Source organism: Streptomyces cinerochromogenes (assembly GCF_014648635.1).
Lineage (GTDB): Bacteria > Actinomycetota > Actinomycetes > Streptomycetales > Streptomycetaceae > Streptomyces > Streptomyces cinerochromogenes.
This window is the reverse complement of record NZ_BMRM01000016.1, coordinates 152202-173515: the sequence shown is the minus strand read 5'-3', so window position 1 is coordinate 173515 and position 21314 is coordinate 152202. Positions and strand designations below refer to the sequence as shown.

The 21314-nt window shown below is 73.5% G+C and carries 19 protein-coding genes; 5 read left to right on the top strand and 14 right to left on the bottom strand.

Annotated elements, in window-relative coordinates; all coding sequences use genetic code 11:
* The first annotated feature begins 38 nt into the window (after positions 1–38).
* A complete protein-coding gene (locus IEZ20_RS28595) occupies positions 39–2183 on the top strand; it encodes an ABC transporter ATP-binding protein (RefSeq protein ID WP_229896294.1) in 2145 nt (714 codons plus the stop codon).
* Positions 2184–2217: 34 nt separating this feature from the next.
* Here IEZ20_RS28595 and IEZ20_RS28590 read toward each other — a convergent pair whose 3' ends face one another.
* The 5 genes from IEZ20_RS28590 to IEZ20_RS28570 form a co-directional block, all read right to left on the bottom strand.
* Positions 2218–2394, bottom strand: a complete 177-nt coding sequence (locus IEZ20_RS28590; RefSeq protein ID WP_189303966.1) for a DUF8839 family protein — start codon at positions 2392–2394, stop codon at positions 2218–2220.
* A 174-nt stretch (positions 2395–2568) separates the two neighbouring features.
* Positions 2569–3213: a DUF899 domain-containing protein gene (locus IEZ20_RS28585; protein ID WP_189303963.1), complete on the bottom strand. Its 645-nt coding sequence runs from the start codon at positions 3211–3213 to the stop codon at positions 2569–2571.
* A 153-nt stretch (positions 3214–3366) separates the two neighbouring features.
* Positions 3367–5256: an FUSC family protein gene (locus tag IEZ20_RS28580; RefSeq protein WP_189303961.1), complete on the bottom strand. Its 1890-nt coding sequence runs from the start codon at positions 5254–5256 to the stop codon at positions 3367–3369.
* Positions 5257–5438: 182 nt separating this feature from the next.
* Positions 5439–6260, bottom strand: coding sequence for a nucleotidyltransferase domain-containing protein (locus IEZ20_RS28575; protein WP_189303958.1), 822 nt, complete (start codon positions 6258–6260; stop codon positions 5439–5441).
* Positions 6261–6391: 131 nt separating this feature from the next.
* Positions 6392–7087 carry a uracil-DNA glycosylase gene (locus IEZ20_RS28570; RefSeq protein ID WP_189303956.1) on the bottom strand — a complete coding sequence of 232 codons (696 nt, stop codon included), beginning with the start codon at positions 7085–7087 and terminating at the stop codon, positions 6392–6394.
* A 240-nt stretch (positions 7088–7327) separates the two neighbouring features.
* Between IEZ20_RS28570 and IEZ20_RS28565 the strand changes: the two genes are divergently transcribed.
* Entirely contained in the window at positions 7328–8116 is a 789-nt protein-coding gene (locus IEZ20_RS28565; protein WP_189303954.1) for an RNA-binding S4 domain-containing protein, read from the top strand.
* Between the two features lie 63 nt (positions 8117–8179).
* Here IEZ20_RS28565 and IEZ20_RS28560 read toward each other — a convergent pair whose 3' ends face one another.
* Together IEZ20_RS28560 and IEZ20_RS28555 are read right to left on the bottom strand one after the other, a co-directional pair.
* Positions 8180–8872: a class I SAM-dependent methyltransferase gene (locus IEZ20_RS28560; protein ID WP_189303952.1), complete on the bottom strand. Its 693-nt coding sequence runs from the start codon at positions 8870–8872 to the stop codon at positions 8180–8182.
* A gap of 62 nt (positions 8873–8934) precedes the next feature.
* Positions 8935–9843, bottom strand: a complete 909-nt coding sequence (locus tag IEZ20_RS28555; protein ID WP_189303950.1) for an acyltransferase domain-containing protein — start codon at positions 9841–9843, stop codon at positions 8935–8937.
* Positions 9844–9890: 47 nt separating this feature from the next.
* Here IEZ20_RS28555 and IEZ20_RS28550 point away from each other — a divergent pair, with 47 nt between their 5' ends.
* A complete protein-coding gene (locus tag IEZ20_RS28550; protein WP_189303948.1) occupies positions 9891–10187 on the top strand; it encodes a DUF6343 family protein in 297 nt (98 codons plus the stop codon).
* Between the two features lie 305 nt (positions 10188–10492).
* Here the strand turns inward: IEZ20_RS28550 and IEZ20_RS28545 are convergent, their stop codons facing one another.
* From IEZ20_RS28545 to rpsA, 4 genes are all read right to left on the bottom strand, one after another.
* On the bottom strand, positions 10493–10873 hold the full coding sequence (locus IEZ20_RS28545) for a tetratricopeptide repeat protein (RefSeq protein ID WP_189303946.1): 381 nt from the start codon (positions 10871–10873) through the stop codon (positions 10493–10495).
* Between the two features lie 49 nt (positions 10874–10922).
* Positions 10923–11540 carry a dephospho-CoA kinase gene (gene coaE, locus IEZ20_RS28540; protein ID WP_189303944.1) on the bottom strand — a complete coding sequence of 206 codons (618 nt, stop codon included), beginning with the start codon at positions 11538–11540 and terminating at the stop codon, positions 10923–10925.
* A 45-nt stretch (positions 11541–11585) separates the two neighbouring features.
* Entirely contained in the window at positions 11586–12524 is a 939-nt protein-coding gene (locus IEZ20_RS28535) for a PAC2 family protein (protein ID WP_189303942.1), read from the bottom strand.
* Between the two features lie 205 nt (positions 12525–12729).
* Positions 12730–14226, bottom strand: a complete 1497-nt coding sequence (gene rpsA, locus IEZ20_RS28530) for a 30S ribosomal protein S1 (protein ID WP_189303940.1) — start codon at positions 14224–14226, stop codon at positions 12730–12732.
* A gap of 366 nt (positions 14227–14592) precedes the next feature.
* Here rpsA and IEZ20_RS28525 point away from each other — a divergent pair, with 366 nt between their 5' ends.
* Both IEZ20_RS28525 and IEZ20_RS28520 read left to right on the top strand, forming a co-directional pair.
* Entirely contained in the window at positions 14593–15429 is an 837-nt protein-coding gene (locus IEZ20_RS28525) for a class I SAM-dependent methyltransferase (RefSeq protein WP_189304048.1), read from the top strand.
* Between the two features lie 61 nt (positions 15430–15490).
* Positions 15491–18196 (top strand): ATP-dependent RNA helicase, encoded by a 2706-nt coding sequence (locus IEZ20_RS28520; protein WP_189303938.1) that lies wholly within the window; start codon positions 15491–15493, stop codon positions 18194–18196.
* Here IEZ20_RS28520 and pgfA read toward each other — a convergent pair.
* The 3 genes from pgfA to IEZ20_RS28505 form a co-directional block, all read right to left on the bottom strand.
* Positions 18186–19178, bottom strand: a complete 993-nt coding sequence (gene pgfA, locus IEZ20_RS28515; RefSeq protein WP_189303936.1) for a cell envelope lipid trafficking protein PgfA — start codon at positions 19176–19178, stop codon at positions 18186–18188. The two genes, IEZ20_RS28520 and pgfA, sit on opposite strands and share 11 nt — an antisense overlap.
* Positions 19179–19204: 26 nt before the next feature.
* Positions 19205–19339 carry an SPW_0924 family protein gene (locus IEZ20_RS28510; RefSeq protein ID WP_189303934.1) on the bottom strand — a complete coding sequence of 45 codons (135 nt, stop codon included), beginning with the start codon at positions 19337–19339 and terminating at the stop codon, positions 19205–19207.
* A gap of 184 nt (positions 19340–19523) precedes the next feature.
* Positions 19524–21293 carry a lytic transglycosylase domain-containing protein gene (locus IEZ20_RS28505; protein ID WP_189303932.1) on the bottom strand — a complete coding sequence of 590 codons (1770 nt, stop codon included), beginning with the start codon at positions 21291–21293 and terminating at the stop codon, positions 19524–19526.
* Positions 21294–21314 lie beyond the last annotated feature (21 nt).

Here is a 21314-nt window from a genome sequence, read left to right as displayed (position 1 = left end):
ACGGCGATAGTGGCCGTTCCGTCCGGGTCCGGGAGGTCATGGTGGGAAAGAGACGGGAGGCCGCCGAGCCCGTGGTGTCGGCGTCGGAGCGGCTGCTGTTCGGCGGCCCACTGCGGTACGACATGGGCTGGAACCAGCACGCGGACGCCTTCCTGACGCTGAGCTTCCGGGCGATGACGACGCAGCTGCCCGGCATGCTGGCGTCCAGTCTCCGGCTGGCCAGGCAGGCCGACACGCGGGCCGCCCGGGTGCTGCTGGCCGCCGAGGTGGGCCGGGGCGCGGCCCAGGCGGTGAGCCTGCTGGCCGTGAACACCGCGCTCGGCAGGCTGCTCACCGGCCCCGACATCGCCCAGCGGCTGCGTTCGGCCGCCCCGGCCCTCACCGCGCTGGCCGTCGTGATGCTGGTCGCCGCCCTGCTGCGGGCCGCCTCCACCTATGCCACCGGACGGCTGGAGCCCAAGGTGGAGCGGGTCGCGACCGAGCTGTACCTGGAGCGGGCGGCCAACGTCGAGCTGGCCGCGATCGAGGACCACGCCTTCCACAAACTGCTGGACACGGCCCAGTACGGCGCCCGGTCCGCCCGGCACATGATCGGCTACGGCGCCCGCGTGATCAACGCGATGATCTCGCTGGTGGCCGCGGCGAGCGTGCTCACCGTGCTGCACCCGGCGCTGCTGCCCCTGCTGGTCACCATGACCCTGCCCAGCGCCTGGAGCGCGCTGACCAACGCCAGGCGCCGCTACGAGTCCTTCCACACCTGGGTGCAGCACGCCCGGGCCGGCCAGCTGATCAGCAGTCTGCTCACCGAGCCGGCCGCCGCGCCCGAGATCCGGGTGCACGGGGTGGGTCCGTTCCTGCTGCGCCACTTCCGGTCCATGTCGGAGACCGCGGAGGCGGAGCAGGCCCGGCTGGCCCGGCTGGCCGCGCGGACCGGTCTGATCGCGGCGGCCTGGACGGGCGTGGCGACCCTCGCGACGTACGCGACGCTGGGCGCGCTGCTGCTGGCCGGCGCGATGGCCCTGTCGGTGGCGGGTACGGCGGTGATCGCGATCCGTACGGGTGCGGCGAACCTCGACACGCTGGTGCTGGAGATCAACCAGCTGCACGAGGAGGCACTGTTCGTGGGCGATCTGCAGCGGATGTACATCGCGGCGGCCGAGCGGGCCATCCCGGCGGGCGGGGAACCGCTGCCGGAGCATCCGAAGGAGATCCGCTTCGAGAACGTCACCTTCAGCTACCCGCACGACGTGCACCCGCCCGATGAGCAACCGCCCCGCGAAGAGACGCCCCACGAACAGCCGCCCCACGAACAGCCGACGCACGAACAGCCGACGCACGAACAGCCGACGCACGGACGGTCGACGCACGAACAGCCGACGCACGGACGGTCGACGCACGAACAGCCGAGGCCCGAGCAGTCGACGGACCGGCCCGCGGGCGGCGCCCCGCACCGCCCCGCCCTCGACAACGTCACCCTCACCCTCCCCCTCGGCCGGATCATCGCGCTCGTCGGTGAGAACGGGTCGGGGAAGACCACGCTGGTCAAGCTGCTCGCGGGGCTCTACACGCCGGACCGGGGCCGCATCCTGTGGGACGGCGTCGATGCCGCGCGCGCGGACCGGCGGCTGCTCGCGGAGCGCATCGCCATGGTGGCCCAGGACTTCAAGCGCTGGCCGTTCACCGCCCGGGTGAACGTGGCCGTCGGCCGCTCCGCCGCACCGATGACCGAGGAGCGGCTGACCGCGTCCATCGCCGAGGCCGGTGCGGAGGAGGTGGTCGCGGATCTGCCGCGCGGCCTGGACACGCTGCTGGCCCGGAACTTCAGCGGCGGACACGAGCTGTCCGGCGGCCAGTGGCAGCGGCTCGGCATCGCCCGGGCCGCCTACCGGCGCGGCAGCATCCTGATCGTGGACGAGCCGACGGCGGCGCTGGACGCGCGGGCCGAGCTGGAGGTGTTCGAGAAGATCCGGGCACTGGCGGGCGGCGGTCAGACGGTCGTCCTGATCACCCACCGGTTGGCCTCGGTCCGGCACGCCGACCTGGTGCACGTGCTGGAGCACGGGAAGCTGGTGGAGTCCGGCACTCCGGAGGAACTGCTGGCCAAGGGCGGTGTCTACGCCGACCTGTACACGCTCCAGGCGCAGCAGTTCACGACGCGGCTGCCGGCCCCCAGACCGGCCTGAGCCCAGCGGACCGGCCCCAGCGCCGCGGGCAGCCTCACTCGGCGGAGTCGCCGCCGCGGACGATCACCAGGAAGGCGTCCGTCGCGAGGTCCATGACGACCTCGGCGGGCAGGCCTTCCAGACGCCGCGCGTGCGCGAACTCCTCCGCGGGCCGGGAGCCGCGCGGGCCTCCGGCGGGAAAGCGTTCGAGCACCGTTCGCCCGTTCACCATCTCGCACCTCCAGAAAGCGTCGTCCGTGTAGGAGTTAACGCCTTGGAGACGGCGAACGCCTCGCTCGGTGACGCTACTGAGACATTGCCGACACGGGTTCGGCGCGGACGGTGAGGGTCCGTTCACCTTGTGACACGAACCGCACCGTCCGTATCACTTCCGGCACCGTATGCGTCAGGAGTCGTACTCGTCGTGCAGGCGGAGCCGGTCGCTGCCCGCCGGGCTGGGACCGAGCGCGGTGAGGTCGAGCAGGGCCGAGGTGGTGCCCAGTCCGTCCAGCCCGTCGTCGTAGACCGAGTAGGTGTGGAAGACCCGGTCGTGGTCGCGCAGGAAGCAGCTGAGGCCGGGGCGTTCGACCAGGTCGCCGCCCGAGTCGACGGTGGCTTCGAAGTCGCGGTTGAAGTCGCTGTGCGCCGAGGAGTACCAGGGCACCGCCCAGCCCATCCGCGCCTTGAAGGGCAGGATCCGGGTGAACGGCGCCCGGGAGACGGCCGCGAAGGACGTGTTCCGGGCGCGCAGGTGGGCGAGGTGGCCGACCTGGTCGAGGAAGGCCGCGCAGCAGGGGCAGCCGGTCTCCGACTCCGGGGCGAACATGAAGTGGTGGACGACGAGCTGGCTCCGCCCCTCGAAGAGGTCGAGCAGCGTCGCCTTGCCGTCGCCGCCCTCAAAGACGTACTCCGGGTCGACCTCGACCCTGGGCAGCCGCCGGCGCTCGGCGCCCAGGATCTCCTGCGCTCGTCTGACCGCCTCCTCCTTGCGCAGCAACTCCTCGCGCGCCGCGCGCCACTGCTCGCGCGAGACGATCTCCGGAAGCGACATGTGCCCTCCTGCCCGGCGGTTCTGGTCGGTTCGGAGTGGTGACCGCCGGCGTACGCGGAACTCATCGCAGGGCGCGGAGATTTTTTCGGCCAGCCTCGGCAGGGCACGGACCGGCCGGCACGGCTACGCGGCGGGGCGCACCGGCCGGTACGGCTACGCGGCGGCCGGCAACGGCACGCGCATCCCCCGCTGTTCCAGTTCCCCCAGCGCCTCGCGCAGTCGGGCGAGGTGCCGGGGGGTGAGCCGGCCGGTGTCGTCCAGGTGCACGGCGCAGGCCGTGGTGGTGTCCACGAGCCGTTCCAGCACTTCGGCGACGGCGTCCGTGCCCGCCGTGTGCCGGGCGAGGGCGGGCAGTTCGGCGGAGGCGACCGCGATGGCGGTGCGGGCCTCGGCGAGGGCGCGGTAGGCCTCGCGGCGCAGCGCCCACCGCTCGGCGCGGTCGCCGGACTCGCCGAGGACGTGCAGGAGATAGGCGTGCGCGGCGCCACCGGCAGCCGTGAGCCGGGACCGGACCCCGCCGCCCCTCTGCCCCGGTATCGGCAGATGGCCCACGACCAGGACGAGCGCGCAGGCCAGCAGGGTCTCGCCGATCCGGCTGACCGAGGCCTGCGGCTCCCCGCCGGCCATGACCAGGGCGAGGACGAGGACGGTGACGACGGCGGTGAGCGCGGCGAAGTGGCGGGTGGCGACCGGTACGAGGGCACCGCACACCGCGACCAGCGCGACCAGGCCCGCCGGGCGGGGCAGCAGCGCGGCGAGGCCGGCGAAGACCAGCGCGCCGAGCACGGTTCCGGCGGCCCGGCACAGCACGCGCGAGGCGAGCGGGCCGAGGTCGGGCTTGACGAGGAAGACGGCGGTGGCGGGCAGCCAGTACCAGTGGGTGTGCGGCCCGTACCAGCGGGTGTGGTGCAGGGCCTGGGCGATGGCTGCACTGGCGCCGAAGCAGAGGGCGACGCGCAGCCCGTACTCGCGTCCGCCGGCGCCGAACGCGGCCCGCAGCGCGTGCCGGACACCCCGGCGCCGGCCGAGGAGCCCGCGCTGGGCGCCCTCGCCGCCGTCGAAGGCCTCGGCGGCGCGCAGCAGGGCGTCGTCCAGGGCGCGCAGCGCGGGCACCATCGGCGTGCCGCCGCGGGAGCGCAGCCGGGCGTGCGGGAGGTACGGGGCGGGCAGCGGGCCGGTGCCGGTGTCACCGCGCACGGCGGCGGCGAGCCGCCGGGGCCCCTCCGCCGCCCGTGCCGGCACGGGCTCCCCGGCCCAGTACAGGGCGGTGGCGGCCTCGGCGAGGGGCAGCGCCGCCGCGAACCGGGCGTGCAGCCGTCGCTCCGCGGCCGAGCCGGCGTGGCGGCGCAGCCGGGGCCCCGCGAGGGCGTCCTGGGCGTGGTCGAGCGCGGCGGTGAGCGCGGCCCGCCGGGCGGTGGCGTGCTCCCCGCCGACGGCGGCGACGAGCGCGGCGATCGCCTCGTACACGTCGGCGACCGCCTGCCGCTCCCCGTCGAACCGGAAGTCCCCGGCGAGCGAGCCCGGCGTGGGCAGGACCAGCCGCAGCACCAGCAGCCAGCCGGCGCCGGCCAGGAAGGCCAGGGCCCGCTGCCAGCCGCTCTCGGCGGCCGGCGTCCCGGCGCCGACGGCCGCGGCGACGAGCAGCTGGATGCCGGCGGCGGAGGCGACGGGTCCGACGGCGCTGATGCCGCCGGCGACCAGTCCCAGCGCGGTGAGCACCAGGGTCAGCGGTACGGCGGCCAGTCCCTGCCCGGCGTACGTCCCCAGGAGCAGGCCCAGCGCCCCGGCCGCCGCGGGCGCCCCGAGCCGCTTCACGGAGGCCCGCCGGCTGCCGGGCCGGTCGTTGATCCCGGCGAGCATGGCGCCGATGGCGGCGAGCACCCCGAAGGCCGGCAGGCCACCGAGCAGCCCGGCCAGCAGCAACGGCCCGGCGGCCAGCGCACCCCGGCAGACCGCGTTCCAGGGAACGGGACCGCGCTGGGCACGGAAGGCATGGGCGAACCAGAGGGGTACGGCGGGCCGGGACACAGGGCTCCTGTTCATACGAGGGCGGGGTGGGCCTTCGGACGACGGTGGCCGGTGGATGTGCTTCCACGGTAGAGCGCGTTCCCCGGGCGAACGGGACGATCACGTTTCGCCCGTGTGAAAGCTGCCGTGACGGGCGGTTTCATTATGAACGCAATGCCCGGTCTCCCGATGCGACCACCTCACGGACGCGACGCCCCTCATGAACGCAATGCCCTGGCGATGATCTCCTCCGCTTCGGTCACGGCGGCGATGAGGGCGCCGGGCTCGGGCCGCAGCGCGCCCACGACCGCGTCGATCCCGCGCAGCCCGGCCCGCTCCAGCAGTCGCTTCTCGTTCGTCACCCATTCACCGCGGGCCGCGAGGACGGCGTGGGCGGACTGGGTGGCGGCTGTGGCGAGGGCTCCGGCGGTCTCGGTGAGGCGGGCGCGCGGGGCGTGGTTGGCCTTGGCGTAGGAGAGGGTGGCGTGGGCGGTGCCGGACCAGCGGTCGAAGGCGGTGCGGCGGAGTGGGGGCGGGTAGAGGGCCGGGCGCGGGAGGTCGCCGCGCAGCACCTGGTTGAGGGCCAGTTCGGCCACGATCAGGTAGGTGGGGATGCCGGCCAGGTGGAACAGCAGTGGCTCCACGCGGAAGCGGCCCTCCTCCGCCTCGGCCAGCTCGTGCTCGACGACGTCCAGGTCCCGGTAGTGCACGTCGACCCGGCGCCCGTCGATGGTCAGCCAGGCTCCGCCGTTGAAGACGCCGCCGCCCCAGCCGCCGATCTCGGACACCTCGCCCGGCCAGCCGAGGGCGCGCAGGTCGTCGGGGTCGAAGGGGCCGCGGTAGTAGACGGCCAGGTCCCAGTCGCTGTCCGGACGGTGGGTGCCCTCGGCACGGGAACCGCCGAGGGCCACGGCCCGGACGGCGGGCAGGGCGGCCAGTCGGTCGGCGGTGCCGGCGAGGAATTCGGCGTCGGAAGAGTGAGCGCCTGGGGACTGGCTGCCAGGGGACCGGGTGTCGGGATCGGAAGAGGGACGATGCATGCGCTCAGCCTCGCGCGCACACCCATGGGTCCGCTCCCGAAATTCCCTCGGAGCATTCCCGTGGAACCGAACAGGCGCCGCCGGCGCCGGGACGGACGCCGGCTGAGGTGGCCGCCCGCGTCCGCGGGGCCCTACGACAGCCCGGCCGCCTCCGCCGCCGTGCGCAGCACCTCGCGGAGCATGTCGGCGGTGAGCCGGCCGGTGAAGGTGTTGCGCTGGCTGACGTGGAAGCAGCCGAAAAGGTCCAGGCCGTCGAGCGCGACCCGGCTACCGTGGGCGAAGGCCGGGCGGGGGCGGGGCACGCGCCAGCCCGCCTCCGCGAACGCGGGCAGCGCGGCCTGCCAGCCGAAGGCGCCGAGCACGACCGCGGCCCGCAGCGTCGGCCGGAGCAGCGTCAGCTCTCGGACCAGCCAGGGGCGGCAGGTGTCGCGCTCTGCCGGGGTGGGCTTGTTCGCGGGCGGCGCGCAGTGCACGGGCGCGGTCACCCGCACGCCGTACAGCTCCAGTCCGTCGTCGACGGCGACGGAGGTGGGCTGCGAGGCGAGCCCCACGTCGTACAGCGCCTGGTATAGCACGTCTCCCGAACGGTCGCCGGTGAACATGCGGCCGGTACGGTTCCCGCCGTGCGCCGCCGGGGCAAGCCCGATGATCACCAGCCTGGCGTCGGCCGGACCGAAGCCGGGCACCGGCCGTCCCCAGTACGTCCAGTCGGCGAACGCGGCCCGCTTCGTACGGGCCACCTCCTCACGCCACTCGACCAGCCGGGGGCAGGCCCGGCAGTCGGCGACGCGCCCGTCCAGCCGGGCGAGGGCACTGCTGTCGTCCATACGGCCACGGTATGCCCCGGGGGCGGTCAACCCCTGGGCGGGAGTGGGCGGTGCGGGAATGGGCGGTGCGGGAGCCGGCCGGGTGGGAGCCGGCCGTGCGGGAGCCGACCGTGCGGCAGCCAGCCGTGCGGGAGTGGGCCGTGCGGGAGTGGGCGGTGGGCTCCGGCGGTGCCGGAGTGAGTGGTGGGGCGCCGCGAAAACGCTTCCGGGTCGGTGGCCCCGGGGCGTTAAGGTCGGGGCATGGCTTCCGAGGATGCGGACGAGAACGTGGACCGTGCGACCGGTGGGGGAACCGGCGCGCCGGATGGCACGAGCCCCGCCGCCGACCAGCCGCTCGACCCGAAGATCACCGCCGCGGTGGCCGCCGCCGAGGCCGCCGGGCCCGCCAACGGCGAGACCGTCCGCATCGACAGCTGGATCTGGGCCGTCCGCCTGATCAAGACCCGCTCCCTCGGCGCCACCGCCTGCCGGGGCGGGCATGTGCACGTGAACGGCGAGCGGGTGAAGCCCGCCTACTCCGTGCGCATCGGCGACGAGGTACGGCTCCGGCACGAGGGCCGGGAACGGGTCGTGATCGTCAAGCGCCTGATCCGCAAGCGGGTCGGCGCTCCGGTGGCCGTCCAGTGCTACATCGACAACTCCCCTCCGCCCCCGCCTCGCGAGGCCGTAGCCCCCGTTGGTCTGCGCGACCGCGGTACCGGCCGCCCCACCAAGCGGGACCGCCGCGAACTGGAACGCCTGCGCGGCCTCGCCGGCCCCGGCACCCCTACGGGCTTCGCCGGCCTCCCCGGTTCCGCCGAGTCCGACGGTGCTGATGGGGCTGGTGGGTCCGGTGGGGCTGGTGGATCTGGCGCTGGCGGGTCCCGAGATCGGGGTGGGCGCGGTAGGCCGGGGGCTTCCGGCGGCTCCCGCGGTTCCGGTGGGCGCCGTGGCTCGGGTGGTCAGGGCGGCCCGCGTGGTCACGGTGGCTTCGGACCCGGTGGTTCCGGTGGTTCCGGTGGTTCCGGTGGGCGGTCCCGCGGGCGGTGAACGGGCCGGCGGGGGCCGAGCACGCATGGCCGGCGTCGGCGCGACGGGAACGAGCGCGTGCTCCTACGCCCTCGGTACCGCCCTCACCCACATCCCGTCCGGTGTCAGATACGCGTCCACCTCCAGCCCCGCCTCCGCCAGCGCCGACTCGAACTGCTCCTTCGTCAGGGGTCTGGTCAGGAACGTCTGGGTCCAGACCGCGTCCGGGAACACGTACTCCGCGTGGACCGAGTCCACCCCCTCCCCGGCCGGCTCCACCGAGGCGATCCGCACGGTGAAACCGCTCGGGTCCACCCGCTCCCTGGGCACGTTGGTGTGGTAGTCGGGGCCCTCCCGCTGGAGGAGCACACAGCCGCCGTCCGCGACATGCCGGACGCAGGTGCGCAGCAGGCCCCTGCGCACCTCCTCGTCCCCGGCGTGCACCAGGAAGGACGCGAGCATCACCACGTCGAATTTCTCGTCCAGGTCGAGGTCTTCGATGGGGCCGCATATCGTGCGCGCTCCCCGGATCCGGGCCAGCATCTCGGCGGACTCGTCCACCGCCGTGACCGTGAAGCCCTGTTCCAGCAGGGGGTGGGTCACCCGGCCCACCCCGCTGCCCAGTTCCAGGATGTGCGCCCCGGCCGGGACCGCCGCGGCGATGATGTCCGGCTCGTCGCCCACCGGCAGCCGTGCGTACAGCTCGACCGCGCAGCCGTCCGGGGTGATCGCACCGGGTCCCGTGCCCTCGTATCCCTCACGCATCTCGACCGTCATGCCCGATCAACGGACGGCCGCGGCACACCCGTTCCCCTCCAGCCCTGGTTCACTCGTTCGAGTCATTTCTCCGGCAGCGGGAACCATCCGTGCCCGATGTACCAGTGGCCGCCCGCCCTCAGGTGGTCACCGATGGCACGCTCCACGGACGTGCGCCGGGGCAGCCGGGCGACCGGCAGGTCCGGGTCCCCGAAGACGAACCGGACGGGCTCGGTGTCGGCCGGTTCCGTGTCCTGCCGGGCGATGCGGAACCGCTCCTGGAACCGGAGGATGTTGGAGCCGGCGTCCAGGTACTCCTTGAGCTGGGGGTCGAGCAGCCAGGAGTGGCAGGTCGCGAACCCGAACCGCTCCTCCGGAAAGTGCCGGGCGAAGAAGTCCCGGGCCAGCGCCAGGGACCGGTCGCAGGCGGCCGGGGTGAGCGGCCCGAGGAAGTCGGGGATGTGCAGGGTCAGGCAGAGCGCGCCCGGCTCCGCCCCGAGCCCCGCCGCGGCGAGGGCGGCCCCCGTCCGCTGCCCGAGCCGCCTCCGCTCGAACTGCAGCCGCCCCAGCTGGTACAGCTCTCCGCAGAAGTGACGGGTGAGCCATCGCGGAGCCTTCACGCCCGCCCGGCCGTACCGCCTGCGATGCGCGGCCATGTTGCGCCCCAGATCGGCGAGGGTGCGCCGGGAGACGTCGGCCGGGATACCGCGTTCGCGGTGGTACGCGCGCGTGTAAGGCAGCGTCGCGACGAACACGTACGCGGGGAAGCAGCGCTGCAGAGGGCCCGAAGCCCAGTCCAGCTCGGGCAGCTCGACCTCGCCGCCTAGCCGGCCCACCGCGCCGGCCAGCTGCCCGACCGACGCCTCCAGGAGCTGCCGCAGCTCCGGGTCGTCCGTCACCCTGCGGCGCATCCGTACGAGGTCGTTGATGTCCTCGTGAGGTACTCCGAGGTCGAGCAGGACCTCGGCCAGCTCATCGGTGTCCGGCAGCACATGGCCCCCAGGGGAGAGTACGTTGTGAGAGAGGAGTGGTGACCCGGATGCGTACGGGCAGTGAACCGGCGACCGCGCGCAGTGCACTGCGGGCGCGGTTCTGGCTGAGCCTGTGGGGGCTGCTCTGGGCGGCCTTCGGCACAGTGGCGTTCGTACTGGTGGGCCGCCCCGGCTGGGCGGCGGCCTGCGGAGTGCTGTGGCTGCTGGTCACCGTCGACATGGCTGTGATCCTCCGGCACATCCACCAGGGCCCGCACTACCAGCCGGGCCGCGACGTACCGCCGTACCGGCCGCCGGAGGACGGTCCGCCGTATCCGGGCCCGCCCAGGCGCCGTCATCCGTGACCGGCCCGTCATCCGTGACCGGCCCGCCATCCGGGACCTGCCCACCATCCGGGACCGACCCGCCATCCGGGACGGGCCGCCCGGCCGTCCGTCCGTCGAGCACCCCGTTCGGCGTGGGGCCGTGGCGCATCCGCCGCGCGGCCGGCCCGCACGCCGTGCGCATCCGTCGGCCGGTCGACGGCCCAGACGTCATTCCACCTCCCCCGCACCGCTTGACCGCCCCCGTCCCCGCCGTCCCGCCCTCGGGCCGTCCCGCCGTCAGGCCGGCCCGCCTTCAGGCCATCCCGCCGTCAGACGTCCCGCCCTCAGCCGTCGAAGCGGGCCGCCTTGAGGTACTCCGGGTTCGGATCGAGGGCCGCCGCCAGCCGGAAGTGGCGCTTGGCCTGCTCGGGGCGGCCCTGGCGCTCGTAGGTGCGGGCCAGTGCGAAGTGGGCGAACGCGTTGTCCGGCTCGCGCTCCAGCACGATGGTGAACTCCAGCTCGGCGGGCCGCAGTTGCGCCGCGGCGAAGAAGGCGCGGGCGCGCAGCAACCGGGCGGCGGTGTTCTCGGGGTGCGCGGCGATGACTCCGTCGAGCAGTTTCACCGCGCCTCGCGGGTCCCGTGCGTTGAGCAGCTGCTCAGCCGCACGGAAGTCGATGACATGCGTTTCCGGCGTACGTCCGGTGGAACCGCTGGTCTCGGGCACGGCTGAGTCCTTCCCTTGCTGGACCGCTTCAACGCCCCGGACGGGGCAGCTATTCCGTGCCCGTGGCACCCTGCCGCGCCCGGCGGACGAGCTCGTCCCACACCTCGGCGACGCGCTTCCTCAGCGCGTCCAGGGGTACGTCGTTGTCGATCACGATGTCCGCGATCTCCCGGCGCTGCTCGCGGGTCGCCTGCGCGGCCATGCGCGCGCGTGCGTCGTCCTCGGCCATGCCGCGCAGCCGCACCAGCCGGTCGAGCTGGGTCTCGGGGGCGGCGTCGACGACGATCACGACGTCGTAGAGGGAGGCGAGACCGTTCTCGGTGAGCAGGGGCACGTCGTGGACGACGACGGCGTCCTTAGCCGCGGCGCTCTCCAGTTCGCGGGAGCGGGCGCCCACCAACGGGTGCACGATCGAGTTCAGGACGGCGAGCTTCTCGGGGTCGGCGAAGACGATCGAGCCGAGCCGGGGCCGGTCCAGGCTGCCGTCGGCGGCGAGCACCTCCGCTCCGAAGGCGTCGACCACGGCCGCGAGCCCGGGCGTGCCGGGCGCCACGACCTCGCGCGCGATGCGGTCCGCGTCGATCAGCACGGCCCCGTGCTCCACGAGCAGCCGCGACACCTCGCTCTTGCCGGCGCCGATCCCGCCGGTCAGGCCCACTGTCAGCATGAGCGGAAGCTTAGGCCCTGGCTCCGCCGGCGGAACCGGCGGAGGTCAGTTGTCGCCCTCCCGTTCCGCCAGGAAGCGCTCGAACTCCTGCCCGATCTCGTCGGCCGAGGGGATCTCCACGGGCTCCGCGAGCATGTTGCCCCGGGTCTCGGCGCCGGCCGCGGCATCGTACTGGTGCTCAAGGCCCTGGACGAGCGCGGTCAGCTCCTCGTCGCCCTCCTGGATCTGCCGGTCGATCTCGGTCTGGGTGCGGTGCGCGTCGGTGCGCAGGGAGTGGGCGACGCCGGGCAGGACCAGGCCGGTGGCGGCCGTGATGGCCTCCAGGACGGTCAGGGCGGCGTCCGGGTACGGGGAACGGGCGATGTAGTGCGGGACGTGGGCGGCGACGCCCAGGACGTCGTGTCCGGCTTCCATGAGGCGGTACTCGAGCAGCGACTCGGCGCTGCCGGGCACCTGCGCCTCCTCGAAGGGGCTGCGGTGGCCGGGGACGAGGTCGGTCCGGTTGCCGTGCGGGGTCAGGCCCACCGGGCGGGTGTGCGGGACACCCATGGGGATGCCGTGGAAGTTCACGGAGAGGCGCACGCCGAGCCGCTCCACTATCTGCCGCACCGCCGCCGCGAACCGCTCCCACTCCACGTCCGGCTCGGGCCCGGACAGCAGCAGGAAGGGGGCGCCGGTGGTGTCCTGGACGAGGCGGACCTCGATGGCCGGAATTTCGTAGTCGGTCCAGCGGTCCCGCTTGAAGGTCAGCAGGGGCCGGCGGGCCCGGTAGTCCACGAGCCGGTCGTGGTCGAACCGGGCCACGAGCTGGTGGGGCAGTGAGTCGAGCAGCCGGTCGACGATCTGGTCGCCGGTCTCACCCGCGTCGATGTATCCGTCGAAGTGGTAGAGCATGACAAGGCCGGCCGACTCCTGGGCGAGCGCCATGTCCACCACGGCGAGGCCCTTCGGCTCCCATGCGTACAAACCCTGCGGATCAAGCACTGTGACCGCTCCTCCTCGTGTTCCTCATGGACAACGCGCCCTGGAACAGCGGAATTCCCGCGACACGCCGCTGATCAGCGATCTCTTGCCGGATGTCGTGACGACCCGTCACCTGGCGGCCCTTGTCCGGGAAACACCGAGGGGCCGTACCTCGGAAGGTACGGCCCCTCGGGACCAGCTATCGGCTAAGCCTCAGCGGCAGCGATCAGCTCTGGCCGCCGGCCAGCTTCTCGCGCAGCGCGGCCAGCGCCTCGTCCGAGGCCAGCGCACCGGAGGTGTCGGCGCCCTCGGAGGAGTACGAACCGCCACCCGCGGCCGGAGCCGCACCGGCGGCGTCGCCACCCTCGGCAGCGGCCTGGGCGTCCGCCTCGCGGGACTTGATGACCTGCTGCTGGTGCTGCTCGAAGCGGGACTGCGCCTCGGCGTACTGGCGCTCCCACTCCTCGCGCTGCTTCTCGTAGCCCTCGAGCCAGTCGTTGGTCTCGGGGTCGAAGCCCTCGGGGTAGATGTAGTTGCCCTGGTCGTCGTAGGACGCGGCCATGCCGTACAGGGTCGGGTCGAACTCGACCGAGGCCGGGTCGGCACCGAAGGACTCGTTGGCCTGCTTCAGCGAGAGGCTGATGCGGCGACGCTCGAGGTCGATGTCGATGACCTTGACGAAGATCTCGTCGTTGACCTGGACGACCTGCTCCGGGATCTCCACGTGGCGCTCGGCCAGCTCGGAGATGTGGACCAGACCCTCGATGCCCTCGTCCACGCGGACGAACGCACCGAACGGCACCAGCTTCGTGACCTTGCCGGGCACGACCTGGCCGATCTGGTGGGTGCGGGCGAACTGCTGCCACGGGTCTTCCTGGGTCGCCTTCAGCGACAGGGAGACGCGCTCGCGGTCCATGTCGACGTCGAGGACCTCGACGGTGACCTCCTGGCCGACCTCGACGACCTCGGAGGGGTGGTCGATGTGCTTCCAGGACAGCTCGGAGACGTGGACCAGACCGTCGACGCCACCCAGGTCCACGAAGGCACCGAAGTTGACGATCGAGGAGACCACACCGGAGCGGACCTGACCCTTCTGGAGGGTCGTGAGGAACGTCTGGCGGACCTCGGACTGGGTCTGCTCCAGCCAGGCACGGCGGGACAGGACCACATTGTTGCGGTTCTTGTCCAGCTCGATGATCTTGGCCTCGAGCTCCTTGCCGACGTACGGCTGGAGGTCGCGGACGCGGCGCATCTCGACCAGGGAGGCCGGGAGGAAGCCACGGAGGCCGATGTCGAGGATGAGACCACCCTTGACGACCTCGATGACGGTACCGGTGACGATCCCGTCCTCTTCCTTGATCTTCTCGATGGTGCCCCAGGCACGCTCGTACTGGGCGCGCTTCTTCGAGAGGATCAGGCGGCCTTCCTTGTCCTCCTTCTGGAGGACCAGGGCCTCGATCTCGTCACCGACGGCGACGACCTCGTTGGGGTCGACGTCGTGCTTGATGGAGAGCTCGCGGCTCGGGATGACGCCTTCGGTCTTGTAACCGATGTCGAGCAGGACCTCGTCCCGGTCGACCTTCACGATGACGCCGTCGACGATGTCGCCGTCGTTGAAGTACTTGATCGTCTCGTCGATCGCGGCGAGGAAGGCTTCCTCGTTACCGATGTCGTTGACCGCTACCTGCGGGGTGGTGGCGGTGGTCTCGGTGCTGCTCGTCATGTGGGAAAGGGCTCCGGTACGGACATTGAAGTCGTAGGTACTGCTTACGCCGGGAGCCCGTTTCGCTCTGCAGAAGCCGGACAGCCAAGGAAGCGCCTCACCAGGGAACTGGTGATGGCGCCTCGACAACCGAGGGGACATACAACAGATGCGAGCGCAGCCTGCTACGTCTGAGGTGCGCAGGCCCGCAGCGCAACTTGTAGCATACGGGGACGGCCGGACATGGTCAATGCGCGAAGGCGCACACCCGGGGCGGATCACCGCATTCCCGGCAGAAGAATCGTCCCAACAGGCCACACGGGACCGTGGGATCCCCTTCGCGCGGGTCCCCGGCGGGCTGGACGGAAGAGTACGACGAGGGAGCCGATCATCCAAGAGCCGGAAGCGTACGAACCGGAGGGGTCCGAGGGGTTCGAGCCGGAAGCCACCCGGCGTGAGGCGGACGTCACGGAGAGCGCCCGGGCGAACCGGGGCTGGTGGGACCGCAACGCGGACGAGTACCAGACCGAGCACGGCATCTTCCTCGGCGACGACCGCTTCGTGTGGGGCCCGGAGGGGCTGGACGAGGTGGAGGCGGAGCTCCTCGGCCCGGCCGAGGAGCTGAAGGGCAAGGAGATCCTGGAGATCGGCGCGGGCGCGGCGCAGTGCGCGCGCTGGCTGGCCGCCCAGGGCGCGCGGCCGGTGGCGCTGGACCTCTCGCACCGCCAGCTGCAGCACGCGCTGCGGATCGGCGGATCGTTTCCGCTGGTCTGTGCCGACGCGGGCGCGCTGCCGTTCGCGGACGGCTCCTTCGACCTGGCGTGCTCCGCGTACGGGGCGCTGCCGTTCGTGGCCGACCCGCGGCTGGTCCTGCGCGAGGTGCGCCGGGTGCTCCGGCCCGGCGGCCGGTTCGTGTTCTCGGTGACGCATCCGATCCGCTGGGCGTTCCCGGACGAGCCCGGTCCGGAGGGGCTGTCGGTCTCCTCGTCGTACTTCGACCGCACGCCCTACGTCGAGCAGGACGAGCAGGGCCGTGCGGTGTACGTGGAGCACCACAGGACGCTCGGCGACCGGGTGCGGGACATCGTGGCCGCGGGTTTCCGGCTGGTGGACCTGGTGGAGCCGGAGTGGCCGGCCTGGAACGCCTCGGAGTGGGGCGGCTGGTCGCCGCTGCGCGGGAACCTGATCCCGGGCACGGCGATCTTCGTGTGCGAGCGGGACTGAGGCCTGCCGGCCGGGCACGCGCGCGTGGAGGCGGTTCTCACCGTCGTACGACACTGGTGGCGTGATCCGTTACGACGCCCTGGACGCGCTGCCCGTGCGCTCCGCCCTGCCCGCTCTGACCGACGCCCTGGAGGGTGACGGCACCGCCGTCCTGGTGGCGCCGCCCGGTACCGGCAAGACGACGCTGGTGCCGCTGGTGCTCGCGGGGCTGGTCGGGGACGGTCCCGCGCGGCGGGTCGTGGTGGCCGAGCCGCGGCGGATCGCGGCGCGGGCGGCGGCCCGGCGCATGGCGTGGCTGCTGGGCGAGCGGCCCGGCGCGAGCGTCGGCTTCACCGTGCGCGGCGAGCGGTCCGTGGGGCGGCACACGCGCGTGGAGGTCGTGACGACCGGTGTCCTGCTGCAACGGCTCCAGCGCGACCAGGAGCTGGCCGGGGTGGACGTGGTCGTCCTCGACGAGTGCCACGAGCGGCACCTGGACGCCGACACGGTGGCCGCGTTCCTGTGGGACGTACGGCAGGCGCTGCGGCCGGAGCTGCGGCTGGTGGCCGCGTCGGCGACCACGGACGCCGAGGGGTGGGCGCGGCTGCTCGGCGGGGCGCCGGTGGTCGAGGCGGCCGGTGCGGCCCATCCGGTGGAGGTCGTCTGGGCTCCCCCGGCGCGTCCGGTGCGGCCGCCGCACGGGATGCGGGTGGATCCGGCGCTGCTGGCGCATGTGGCGTCGGTGGTGCGGCGGGCGCTGGCCGAGCGGGACGGGGACGTGCTGTGCTTCCTGCCCGGCGTGGGCGAGATCGCGCGCGTGGCGGGTCTGCTGGGGGATCTCGGCGGGGTCGAGGTGCTCCAGGTGCACGGGCGGGCGCCGGCCGCCGTGCAGGACGCGGTGCTGGCGCCCGGGGCTCGGCGCCGGGTGGTGCTGGCGACGTCCGTGGCGGAGTCGTCGCTGACCGTGCCCGGGGTGCGGGTGGTGGTCGACTCCGGGCTGGCGCGGGAGCCGCGGGTGGATCACGCGCGCGGGCTGAGCGGGCTGACGACCGTACGGGCGTCGCGGGCGGCCGGGCGGCAGCGGGCGGGGCGGGCCGGGCGGGAGGCGCCGGGGGCGGTGTACCGGTGCTGGGCGGAGGCCGAGGACGGCCGGCTGCCGGCTTTTCCCGCGCCGGAGATCAAGGTGGCCGATCTGACCGCGTTCGCCCTCCAGGCGGCGTGCTGGGGCGATCCGGACGCCTCCGGGCTGGCGCTGCTGGATCCGCCGCCGGGCGGGGCGATGGCGGCGGCGCGCTCCGCGCTGACGGCGATGGGTGCGGTGGACTCCGCCGGCCGGGCCACGGAGGTCGGAGGGCGCCTGGGCCGGCTGGGAGTGCATCCTCGGCTGGGGCGTGCGTTGCTGGACACGGGCGGTCGGGGCGCGGAGGTCGTGGCTCTGCTCTCCGAGGAAGTGCCCCGGGACTACGGGGATGATCTTGCCGGTGCGTTGCGTCGGGCGCGGCGCGGCGGTGACGCCTACGGTGCGCGGTGGGCCGCGGAGGTGCGGCGGCTGCGGGCCGCGGGGGGTTCTGCGGAGCCTGCCCACCCGGCTGCCCATGACCGTCGGACAGAAGTGACCGTCCAGGCCGGCCCGGACGCCGGAGACGACGAGCCGCCCGCCCTCGGGGCCGGGTCCGGCACGGGGGCCGGCGGGGATGGCGGCCTCGCGCGCCGCGGGGCCGGGTCCGAGGGCGGGGATCGGCTCGTCGGTGGCGGTGCCGGGGCCGGGGCCGGCGGGGGTGATCGGCTCGTCGCGGTTGGCGGAGGGGGTGGCGGAGGTGACCGGCTCGTCGGGGGTGTCGCTGCTCTCGCGTTTCCCGAGCGGGTCGCCAAGCTGGACGGGGGGTCGTATCTCATGGCGTCCGGGACGCGGGCCGAGTTGTCCGAGGGGTCGGCGCTGCGGGGGGCTCCGTGGATCGTCGTCGCCGTCGCCGACCGGCCCGCGGGGAAGGGGCACGCGCGTGTGCGGCTCGGGGCGGCCGTGGACGAGGAGGTGGCGCGGGTCGCCGCCGGGGCGCTGCTCGCCGAGCGGGACGAGGTGCACTGGGCCGACGGGGACGTCGTGGCCCGGCACGTCGAGCGGCTGGGGGCGATCGAGCTGGCCGTGAAGCCGCTGAAGGACGCCGACCCCGCCCTCGTACGCGCCGCCCTGCTGGACGGGCTCCGGGAGGAAGGGCTCGGGCTGCTGCGCTGGTCGCCGGAGGCGGAGGGACTGCGGCAGCGGCTGGCGTTCCTGCGGACGCACCTGGGGGAGCCGTGGCCAAAGGTGTCGGACGAGGCGCTCCACGCGCGCGTGGACGAATGGCTGGAGCCGGAGCTGGGCAGGGCTCGGCGGCGGGCCGATCTGTCCCGGATCGACGCCGGGCAGGCACTCGCGCGGCTGCTGCCCTGGGCGAGCGGGGAGGCCGGCCGGCTGGAGGAGCTGGCGCCCGAGCGGATCACCGTGCCGAGCGGGTCCCGGGTCCGGGTCGACTACCGGGATCCCGAGCGGCCGGTCCTCGCGGTGAAGCTGCAGGAGATGTTCGGGCTGCGGGAGACACCGGCCGTCGCGGGCGTGCCGCTGCTCGTGCATCTGCTCTCGCCCGCCGGGCGGCCCGCCGCCGTCACGGCCGACCTCGCCTCCTTCTGGCAGGACGGCTACCGGGGTGTACGGGCCGAGCTGCGCGGGCGTTATCCGAAGCATCCATGGCCGGAGGACCCGGCGACCGCCGAGCCCACGCGACACACCAACGCGCGGCTCAGGCGTTGAGCGGTTCCCGCTCTCCCGGCTGCGTGGGCTCGGGGTGCTGGGGGCGGCGGGTGCGGGCCTCCAGCCAGAGGGCCAGGGCGAGGAGGAGCAGGCCGAGGGCGAGGGAGGCCCGGGGGACGTAGGAGGTGAGGGCCAGGACGAGGGTGCGGTTGTGCTTGACCAGGGCGACCGTGTGCCCGATGTAGTCCTCGCGCATCTTCACGTGCCCGGCGAACGCGGTGACCTTGGCGCGGCCTCCGAGGAGGGTGCCGCCGCGCAGTTCCTCCTGGTGGATCTCCTCGCCGTAGACGGGCGCCCCGGTGACGGGTTCGACCCAGAACCTGCGGACCGTGGTGTACCAGCGGGTCGTACCGGTCCTGGCGACCGACTCCGGGGTGATGCCCTGGACGGGCATGGTCCGGGGCATGGGGACCTTGGTCCAGGGGACGGTCTGCTCGAAGTAGTAGACCGTCAGCCCGCGGAAGGTGCGGGTGCCCCGGTAGTGGATGGGGCTGGAGGTGCGGGTCTGCGCGTCGAAGTACTCGTAGTCCCGTCTCTGCGTCAGGAAGGGCCACTTGAACTCGATGCCCTCGCGCCTGACCGGGTCGCCGTCGACCATCTCGCCGGTGGCGTGGACGGGGTCCTGGCTGTGGGCGTCGAAGATGTAGCGTTCGGGGACCTTGGAGACCATCCTGCCGTCGGGGCCCTGGACGTAGGAGAGGCTGTCCCAGACGACGACCGGCCGCCCCGCCGTCCTCCCGATCTTCCCGGCGGCCTCCACGTCGCCCTTGAGGGTCTGCACGATGGTGACCTTGGGGACCTTCTTCGCGCGCATGGTGCCGTAGTCGAGGAGGGTGGCGTCGCGGGCCTCCAAAACCATGTCCTGGTACTGGTTCGCGGGGATCCGGGCCAGGCGCGGGAAGGCGTACCAGCGCAACAGCGGGGACAGCGCCGCGCAGAACACGGCGCAGGCGAGCAGGACCAGGCTTGCCGTGCGGCGCATTCCGGCCTCCTCCCGGACGGGCGCGGCTACGGGTGCGCGGGCACCGTCGTCAGCAGCGGCTTGGGGGACGTCCGGCCCGACGGGGAGCCCAGCGCGCTGATCGTGAGGACCAGGGCGAGCGCGAGGGCGAGACCGGTCGCGGCGGCGATCAGGGCGCGCATGCGGGCCTCCCGGCGGACGGTCGGTGTCCTGACTGTGTCCTGACGGTCTCCTGATGGGTCGTCAGGTCCGGCACCGTAGCAACGGGCGGGCGAGATGAGAACAGCGGTGCACGCACGAAGAAGGGCGCCCTCCCCGCCGGGGCGGAGGGGGCGCCCTGTGCCCCGGTTCGTGTACCGGGGTGTGTCAGGAGGCGGTCTCGCTCGGGGCCGGGCTCGCCGAGGTGTCGGCCGCGGCGACCTTCAGCTCCACCGTGAGCGTCGCTCCGCCCGTGGTGGTGATGCGCAGCAGGAAGGTGCCGGTGGTGTCGTCCGCGTACAGCTTCGGCAGGGTGAGCAGGCCCTTGTCGTCGGTCTGGAGGCCGGTGAGGGTGCGGACGGGCTTGCCGTCGGCGTCCTTGAAGGAGGGGCCCTTGTCGTTCTCCGTGGCGTCGGTCGCGGACTTGATCAGGGTGGCGGTGGCCGCGACCTTGCCCGCGACGGCACCCTTGTACGTCGCCTTCACCTGGACCTGGTCGGCGAACTCCCCGCCCGGGGTGCAGGTCAGCGGGGTGTCGCTGGTGCGGACCAGGGTGTCGGCGGCGCGCGCGGTGACCGTGGCGGTGAAGTCGACTCCCTTGACCGAGCGGCCCACGACGGCCGCGGTGACCTTGAAGTCGCCGGTCTTCTCGCCCGCCTGGAGCGCCGGGGCGACCGCGAGGCCCTTGGCGTCGGTGGCGACCGTGGCGACGGTCTCGCCGCCCGCGAAAGTGGCGTCCGTGTCGCCGGTGACGGTGAACCTGATCCGGACCTTGGCGACGGACTTGCCGACCTTGGTCTCGGCGCGGACGCCGACCGGCTCGGCGAAGGCGTCGCCGGCCGCCGCGGTGAGCTTTCCGGTGCCCACGCCCTGCAGGTGGTCCACGAGGTCGGTGGGTGTCTGCGGGGGCGCCGGCGGGACGGGCGGCGTCGGCGGGACGGGCGGCGTCGGCGGCTTGGGGTCGGGCGTCCCGGTGCCCCCGCCCCCGTTGTCGCCGTTGCCGTTGCCGCCGTGGTCGCCGCCGCCGGGCTTGTGGGGCTTCGGGTCCGGCTTGCTCGGCGGGTCCGAGGGCTTCGGGGACGTGGTGTGGTGGGAACCGCCGTCGCTGCGGTGCTCGGGGACCCTGCCGGTGCCGTCGGGGATGGAGTGGCTGCCCTTGCGGTAGTACTCCAGCCAGTTCAGGACCAGGTTGAGGTAGTCCTGCGAGTTGTTGTAGCTGAGGATCGCGCTGTGCAGGCCGCTGTCGGTGGACAGGTCCCAGTCGTTGCGGCACAGGTAGTGCCCCGCGGCGAGGGCGGCGTCGTAGACGTTGTTGGGGTCCTTCTCGCCGTCCCCGTTGCCGTCGCGGCCGGCCCACGCCCAGGTGGACGGGATGAACTGCATGGGACCGACGGCCTGGTCGTAGGTGCTGTTGCCGTCGTAGGCGCCGTGGTCGGTGTCCGGGATGAGCGCGAAGCCGTTGCCGTCGAGCTGCGGGCCCAGGATCCGGCCCACGGTGGTGCCGTCGGCGTCGACCCGGCCGCCGCGGGCGTGGCCCGACTCGACCTTGCCGATGGCGGCGAGCAGTTGCCAGGGCAGGTTGCAGCCGGGCTTGGAGGAGCGCAGTTCGGCCTCGGCCTTCTTGTAGGCGTCGAGGACCGTCGCCGGGATGCCGGCCTCGGCCTCGCCCCGGGCGACGGGGGTGCCGCTGCCGGACGAGGGACTGGGGTTGGGGCTCTTCAAGGGCGGCAGGTCCGTGAAGTAGGGCGAGTTTCCGGTGGCGTTGCCGCCGGCGGGCCCGTCCGGTACGGGGGCGGTGGCGCCGGCCGCCGCCTGTCTGCCGTGGTCGTCGCCGGCCGCTCCCGGAGCCTGGGACGCGGAGAGAGCCGCGACCGCCGCCGCGGCCACGGCGGTGGTCGCCGCTCCCTTGCGCAGCCGCCTGCCGAAATGCGCCGCCATAGAGTGAAACCCCTCCCGTGG

Coding starts and splice junctions, on each gene's coding strand:
- IEZ20_RS28595 (WP_229896294.1), top strand. CDS start 39: ATGGTGGGAAAGAGACGGGAGGCCGCCGAGCCCGTGGTGTCGGCGTCG.
- IEZ20_RS28590 (WP_189303966.1), bottom strand. CDS start 2,394: ATGGTGAACGGGCGAACGGTGCTCGAACGCTTTCCCGCCGGAGGCCCG.
- IEZ20_RS28585 (WP_189303963.1), bottom strand. CDS start 3,213: ATGTCGCTTCCGGAGATCGTCTCGCGCGAGCAGTGGCGCGCGGCGCGC.
- IEZ20_RS28580 (WP_189303961.1), bottom strand. CDS start 5,256: ATGAACAGGAGCCCTGTGTCCCGGCCCGCCGTACCCCTCTGGTTCGCC.
- IEZ20_RS28575 (WP_189303958.1), bottom strand. CDS start 6,260: ATGCATCGTCCCTCTTCCGATCCCGACACCCGGTCCCCTGGCAGCCAG.
- IEZ20_RS28570 (WP_189303956.1), bottom strand. CDS start 7,087: ATGGACGACAGCAGTGCCCTCGCCCGGCTGGACGGGCGCGTCGCCGAC.
- IEZ20_RS28565 (WP_189303954.1), top strand. CDS start 7,328: ATGGCTTCCGAGGATGCGGACGAGAACGTGGACCGTGCGACCGGTGGG.
- IEZ20_RS28560 (WP_189303952.1), bottom strand. CDS start 8,872: ATGACGGTCGAGATGCGTGAGGGATACGAGGGCACGGGACCCGGTGCG.
- IEZ20_RS28550 (WP_189303948.1), top strand. CDS start 9,891: ATGCGTACGGGCAGTGAACCGGCGACCGCGCGCAGTGCACTGCGGGCG.
- coaE (WP_189303944.1), bottom strand. CDS start 11,540: ATGCTGACAGTGGGCCTGACCGGCGGGATCGGCGCCGGCAAGAGCGAG.
- rpsA (WP_189303940.1), bottom strand. CDS start 14,226: ATGACGAGCAGCACCGAGACCACCGCCACCACCCCGCAGGTAGCGGTC.
- pgfA (WP_189303936.1), bottom strand. CDS start 19,178: ATGCGCCGCACGGCAAGCCTGGTCCTGCTCGCCTGCGCCGTGTTCTGC.
- IEZ20_RS28510 (WP_189303934.1), bottom strand. CDS start 19,339: ATGCGCGCCCTGATCGCCGCCGCGACCGGTCTCGCCCTCGCGCTCGCC.
- IEZ20_RS28505 (WP_189303932.1), bottom strand. CDS start 21,293: ATGGCGGCGCATTTCGGCAGGCGGCTGCGCAAGGGAGCGGCGACCACC.